This window comes from Methylacidimicrobium cyclopophantes, from assembly GCF_902143385.2.
Lineage (GTDB): Bacteria > Verrucomicrobiota > Verrucomicrobiia > Methylacidiphilales > Methylacidiphilaceae > Methylacidimicrobium > Methylacidimicrobium cyclopophantes.
In genome coordinates this window covers 1-5,820 of the sequence record NZ_CABFUZ020000188.1, presented here as the reverse complement: position 1 = coordinate 5,820, position 5,820 = coordinate 1, and the positions used below count along the sequence as shown (strand labels likewise).

Genomic DNA, 5,820 nt, shown 5'->3' with positions numbered 1-5,820 from the left:
TCGAGGCCGTCCTCTCGCTCGCGGGAGTAGGGCTGATTGGCGAAACCAGCCCGGTGGAGCGCCCGGAAGAGCCAATCCCCGCTCCGATCTCCAGTAAACATCCGGCCGGTCCGATTCCCTCCGTGAGCGGCCGGTGCAAGGCCGACCAAGAGAAAACGCGCCTGTGGATCTCCGAACCCGGGAACCGGCCTGGCCCAATAGGTGGCGCCCGCATAGCGCTTGGGAGGATGCTTTGCCGCCTCCTCCCGCCAGGCGACCAGTCGCGGACAGCGTCGGCAGGCCACCACCTCGGCTTCGATCTTTGCCACGAGCGAGGCGGCGGACGCTTCCGGCGCTGATTCCGCGCTTCCCCTCCCTTGCTCCGTTTCCCGATCCCTCACGAGCCGCCGACCTCCGCGGACGGCCCGCCCTGCGGCAGGCCGATATCTTCGTTCCAGATCGAGGGGAAGCGGCCGATGAAGCGGGCGAGGAGCTCCCGGCATTCCGCATCGTCCCTCACCTCGACCGAGACTCCCCGGCTCCGCAAGAGCGCTTCCGCTCCGAGAAAGGTCCGGTTTTCACCGATCACCACTCTCGGGATGCGATAGAGAAGGATCGCTCCGCTGCACATCGGACAGGGAGAGAGAGTCGTGTAGAGAGTGCAGGAGCGGTAAAACGAGGCCGGTTGCCTCCCCAAAGTTTCCAACGCGTCCATTTCCCCGTGGCGAATGGCGCTTCCCCACTGGATCCGCCGGTTTCTGCCCTGCGCCACGATTTGGTCACCCCGAACGATCACGGACCCGATCGGGATGCCCCCTTCCTCGAGCCCTGCGCGGGCCTCCGCGATCGCCGCCTCCAAAAATGGATCTCGCTTCGCCATGCCGCTGGTTCCTCGCGGGCCCGGGCCCGCTTTTGGGACGCTACCGCAGGATAGACGCAAAGAAAATCGTTTTGCTCGCGTTCGTGGAGAACGCATCGGTTCCGGATTCCGCCGATCGCTTTCCCGGCTCTTCTTTTCGATTGACCGCCGGGAAGGAGAGAGTATGGTTGGCCCAACTCTTATCGAGAGCGGCGGAGGGATCTGGCCCTACGAAACCGCGGCAACCGGGGAGAGGCTTCGGCCGCTCCCGACAGGTGCCAACCCCAGCTCCGGGAACCCGGGGAAGGATGAGAGGGATGAGAATCCCCATCCTGGTCTGCCGCATCGGTGAGAGCCAGAAAGGCAGCCGATGCAGTTGGAGTTTTTTTCGCACCTCCGGTGCCGCGAATGCGGCCGGCTCTACCCCAAGGAAGCGATCCATGTCTGCGAATGGGACTTCGGGCCGCTGGAGGCCGTCTACGACTACGAGGCAATCCGCCGGCACATTTCCCGCGACCGGATCGAGTCCCGCCCTCCGACGATGTGGCGCTATCGGGAATTTCTTCCCCTCGAGGGGGAGCCGAGCGTGGGCACGCAGGTTGGGTTTACGCCGCTGGTCCGGGCGGACCGCTTGGCGAAGGCCCTTGGGGTACGGGAAGTCTACGTCAAAAACGACACCGTCAACTACCCAACCCTCTCCTTCAAGGATCGAGTCGTCGCGGTCTCCCTCTCCCGGGCAAGAGAGATGGGGTTTCCCGTCGTCGCTTGCGCCTCGACGGGAAATTTGGCCAACAGCGTCGCGGCCAATGCGGCCAGCGTCGGTCTCGAAAGCTACGTGCTGATCCCGGCCGATCTGGAAGCATCAAAGGTCTTGGGAAGCCTGGTCTACGGAAGCCGAGTGATCGGGATCCGGGGCCCCTACGACAAGGTCAACCGGCTCTGTTCGGAAATCGCCGGGAAGTATCGCTGGGCCTTCGTCAACGTCAACCTCCGGCCCTACTACGCCGAAGGCTCGAAGACGATGGGCTTCGAGATCGTGGAGCAGCTCGGCTGGCGGCTCCCCGCCCATACGGTGATCCCCATGGCCAGCGGCTCCCTTTTGACCAAGATCGCCAAATCGTACCGGGAGATGATCGACACGGAGCTGGTCGAAAAGAGACCCTTCGCCATTCACGGGGCTCAAGCTTCGGGCTGCAATCCGATCACCGACGCCTTCCGGAAGGATACGGAGCTCGTTCGGCCCGTATCGAAGCCGCAAACGATCGCCAAGTCCCTGGCAATCGGTACCCCCGCCGACGGGTACTATGCGATCCAGACGATTCGGAAGAGCGGAGGGGCGGCCGAAGATGCTTCGGATCCCGAAATCGTGGAAGGCATTCGGCTCTTGGCGGAGACGACCGGGATCTTCGCCGAAACGGCCGGCGGGGTCACCGTGGCTTGCGCCCGCAAGCTCATCGACTCCGGGAAGATCCCGAAGGACGAATCTTTGGTGCTCTGCATCACCGGCCACGGCTTGAAGACGGCCGAAGTCCTCTCCGGGGTCTTGGACTCCCCCCGGGTAATCGATCCCAGCCTGCGGGAATTCGACCGGCTGGTTTCATCCGATATAAATCGAGCGCCTCTTCCGACAAGGAGCGAAGGTTAGGAAAAGGCAAGAGAGCCTCAACAAACAGAGAAAGGAAAGAGAACTATGAGCGAAATAACCGCAGAAAGAACCATTCCGGTGAGGATTCCGACTCCGCTTCGGGGATTGACGGGGAATCAGGATCTCGTCTCCGCGCGGGGAAGCACGATCGGAGAAATCCTAAAGGATCTCCAAAGCCAATTCCCGGGAATCGCCGAACGACTCTTCGACCAAACGGGCAACCTGCGGCGCTTCGTCGCCGTCTACGTCAACGGCGAAGACATCCGCTTCCTGCAGGACCAAAAGACTCCGGTCGGTCCGGAAGACGAAGTGAGCATCGTGCCGGCGGTGGCGGGGGGCTGAAGGTCGTGGCGAGAGAAAAACAACGCCTTTGGCTCACCTTCAGCGAGGAACTCTGCCAGCGGCCGATCATTTGGGAGCTCGGCCGCTCCTTTGAGTTGATCTTCAATATCCGAAGCGCCCAAGTTACGCAGGAGACCGGAATCGTCGCTATCGAACTGGAGGGCGAGCGAGAAGTCCTCAAGCAGGCGATCCAGTGGCTCGAAAAGGAAGGGGTCACCGTCGAGCCGGTCGAGCTCAGCACGATCGAGGGGTAGCCACCACCCGCTTCCGAGCTTCCGATTCGAGGAAGAAGCCGCGCAAGGGGCGCCCGAGCAGCCAGCCTCAAGCCGAGGTTTGGTCGGCAGCCGTCTTCGCCGCTTCGCTTCTCTGGGCCTCTTTCGAGGGTTTTTCTCCGCCTGCGGCCGGAAGCGTAGCCTCGGTCCACTCGATCACCGCCATCCGGGCGGCGTCGGAAAGCCGATAGCCGAGTTTCGTCACGCGGGTATAGCCCCCTGCACGTCCGGCGAATCGCGGGCCTATGTCCGCAAAGAGCTTTTGCACCGCCTCTTTGCCGTGCAAACGGGCGGCCGCAAGGCGGCGGTGATGGAGAGAACCCTTCTTCGCCAAGGTGACCAACTTTTCCGCGTAAGGCTGCAGCGCCTTCGCCTTGCTGAGCGTGGTTTTGGTTCGATTATGACGGATCAGAGCCGTCGCGAGATTGGCGAGCAGCGACTCCCGATGCTTCGAAAGTCTTCCCAGCTTACCGCGTCGTTTCAAATGGCGCATTGCCGTCCCCAGGTTAACCCTCGTTCATCACTTCCGACGCCGCCGGAGCTTCCAGCAGTGACGGATCGAGCTTCATTCCGAGAGAGAGGCCCAATTGGGCGAGTTTTGACTTAATTTCGTTCAGAGACTTTTTCCCGAAGTTCCGATATTTGAGCATCTCCGCTTCCGTCTTTTGGGCTAACTGACCCACCGTGGCGATGTTCGCGTTGTTGAGGCAGTTTGCGGCCCGAACCGAAAGCTCGATTTCGTTGACGCTCATGTTCAGGATCTTGCGGAGCCGATTCTCCGCCTCCTGAACGGGCGGCTTCGGCTTTTCGAACTCGACCGCTTCCTTCCCGTATCCGACGAAGAGGTCAAGATGGTGACGGAGAATCGCGGCCGCCTGCACGATCGCATCATCCGCGCTGATCCGCCCGTCGGTCCAGACCTCCAGGATCAACCGGTCGTAGTCGGTCCGCTGTCCCACACGGGTATTTTCCACCTCATACTTGACCCGGCGCACCGGGGAAAAGAGGCAATCGATCGGAATGAGGCCGATGGCCTGCTCCGCCTTCTTGTTCTCCTCCGCGATCAAGAACCCCCGTCCGACCTTCACTTCCAGCTCCATCTGGAACTCCTGCTTCCTGTCCAAGGTGCAGATGAGCTGCTCCGGATTGACCAGCTCGACTCCGGTCACCAGTTGGATGTCGCCCGCGACCACAGGCCCCTCCTTGGTAACCTGCAGCAGGAGGGTATGGGGCTCGCGGGAGGGAATGCGGAAGAGAACCTTCTTCAAGTTGAGCACGATTTCCGGAACATCCTCCACCACCCCCGGGAGGCTCGTAAACTCGTGGAGCGCCCCGTTGATCTTAATCGCCGAAATAGCGGCTCCTTCGAGCGAGGAGAGAAGCGCCCTCCGCAAAGAGCTTCCGATCGTCTGCCCATACCCGGCCTCCAGCGGTTCAACGACATAGCGACCATACGTCTCCGTGGAAACCGCCTCGTCCTTCGCAAGGGAATGCGGCATTTCAAAACGACCTAAGCGCACTGCCATAGAACCGATTACCTCCTACGATCTACCGAAGGATCCCCTTCCCCGCGATGTCGCGAGAAGCTCCGCGCTCCGCGCGGCCGGAAGGCGATCCATGCGATCCTTACGAATAGAACTCTACCACAAGCTGCTCGTTCGCGATCGGCCGCAACTCGTCCTTGCTTGGCAGCCGCTTGACTTCCCCGCGAAGCTTCTCTTTTTCCAACACGAGCCAATCCGGGATGCGGGCGGCCTGCATCGCCTCCAAATTCCGCAAGGCGAGCTTCCGCGATTGCGGCTGGTCGCGCACCTCCACCAAGTCGCCCGGCCGCGTCCCGAAACTGGGAGTCGTCGTCCGGCGTCCGTTCACCTGCACATGCCCGTGAGTGATCATCTGGCGCGCGCCGAACCTCGTCGTTGCAAAGCCCAGACGGTGGATGATGTTGTCGAGCCGAGACTCGAGGAGCTGGAGAAGCACCTCGCCGGTTACCCCCCGCTTCTTGAGGGCGGAGGCGAAATAGCGGCGAAACTGGCGTTCCGTGACCCCATACATGAGGCGAAGCTTTTGCTTTTCCGCCAGCGCGATCGCGTAGTCCGATTGTTTGCGCCGGCTCTTCTCTCCGTGCACTCCCGGCGGATACGGCCGCTTCTCCAAAGCCTTGCAAGGGCCGAACAGGGCTACGTTGTAGCGGCGAGCCTTCTTCGCCCGGGGACCAAGATATCGTGCCATATGAACTCTTTCCTTACGTAACGGAAGCGATTCCGAAGCCCTAGACCCGCCTCGATTTCCGCGGTCGGCATCCGTTGTGGGGAACCGGGGTAACGTCCAGGATCGAAGTGACCTCCAACCCGATCACCTGCAGGGCGCGGATCGCAGACTCCCTACCCGTCCCCGGCCCCTTCACCTTGACGATCACCTCACGCACGCCGTGCGCCACCGCTTGGCGAGCGGCGTCCTGGGCCGCCAGCTGCGCGACGTAGGCGGTCGACTTTCTCGAGCCGCGAAATCCGCATCGACCGGCGCTCGACCAGGAGATCGTCCTCCCGTTGAGGTCGGTGATCGTGATCACGGTGTTGTTGAAGGTAGCCAAAATGTGGGCGATCCCGCTGTGAACGCCCTTCCCGCCCTTGCTCTTGTGCTTCTTTTCCTTCTCCGCAGGCTCAGCCGGAGCCGTCTTGCCCTCCGTCCCTTTCGCCGCCGCGCCTTCCGGCTCGGCCGGT

At 62.0% G+C, this 5,820-nt stretch carries 9 protein-coding genes and 1 riboswitch; of the genes, 3 read left to right on the top strand and 6 right to left on the bottom strand.

Annotated features, from left to right (window positions below):
* Together FN369_RS11535 and FN369_RS08415 are read right to left on the bottom strand one after the other, a co-directional pair.
* Window positions 1-380: uracil-DNA glycosylase family protein (locus tag FN369_RS11535; RefSeq protein WP_374728770.1), on the bottom strand; the 380-nt coding region annotated here is incomplete at its 3' end.
* Complete coding sequence (locus FN369_RS08415; RefSeq protein WP_142525716.1) at window positions 377-859, bottom strand: nucleoside deaminase; 483 nt, start codon at window positions 857-859, stop codon at window positions 377-379. The genes FN369_RS08415 and FN369_RS11535, both read right to left, overlap by 4 nt.
* A 176-nt stretch (window positions 860-1,035) precedes the next feature.
* Window positions 1,036-1,153: riboswitch (SAM riboswitch) on the top strand.
* 55 nt (window positions 1,154-1,208) lie between these two features.
* Here FN369_RS08415 and thrC point away from each other — a divergent pair.
* From thrC to FN369_RS08400, 3 genes are read left to right on the top strand one after another with little or no spacing between them, the layout of a single operon-like run.
* Window positions 1,209-2,483 (top strand): threonine synthase, encoded by a 1,275-nt coding sequence (gene thrC, locus FN369_RS08410; protein ID WP_142525715.1) that lies wholly within the window; start codon window positions 1,209-1,211, stop codon window positions 2,481-2,483.
* A gap of 45 nt (window positions 2,484-2,528) precedes the next feature.
* Window positions 2,529-2,825 (top strand): MoaD/ThiS family protein, encoded by a 297-nt coding sequence (locus FN369_RS08405; RefSeq protein ID WP_142525714.1) that lies wholly within the window; start codon window positions 2,529-2,531, stop codon window positions 2,823-2,825.
* A gap of 5 nt (window positions 2,826-2,830) precedes the next feature.
* Entirely contained in the window at window positions 2,831-3,079 is a 249-nt protein-coding gene (locus FN369_RS08400; protein WP_142525713.1) for an NIL domain-containing protein, read from the top strand.
* A gap of 67 nt (window positions 3,080-3,146) precedes the next feature.
* Here the strand turns inward: FN369_RS08400 and rplQ are convergent, their stop codons facing one another.
* From rplQ to rpsK, 4 genes are all read right to left on the bottom strand, one after another.
* A complete protein-coding gene (rplQ, locus tag FN369_RS08395) occupies window positions 3,147-3,590 on the bottom strand; it encodes a 50S ribosomal protein L17 (RefSeq protein WP_142525712.1) in 444 nt (147 codons plus the stop codon).
* 13 nt (window positions 3,591-3,603) lie between these two features.
* Window positions 3,604-4,623 (bottom strand): DNA-directed RNA polymerase subunit alpha, encoded by a 1,020-nt coding sequence (locus FN369_RS08390; RefSeq protein ID WP_142525711.1) that lies wholly within the window; start codon window positions 4,621-4,623, stop codon window positions 3,604-3,606.
* Between the two features lie 100 nt (window positions 4,624-4,723).
* Window positions 4,724-5,329 (bottom strand): 30S ribosomal protein S4, encoded by a 606-nt coding sequence (gene rpsD / locus FN369_RS08385; RefSeq protein ID WP_142525710.1) that lies wholly within the window; start codon window positions 5,327-5,329, stop codon window positions 4,724-4,726.
* Between the two features lie 40 nt (window positions 5,330-5,369).
* Window positions 5,370-5,820 (bottom strand): 30S ribosomal protein S11 (gene rpsK / locus FN369_RS08380; RefSeq protein ID WP_281290939.1); only part of this gene is annotated, 451 nt, incomplete at its 5' end.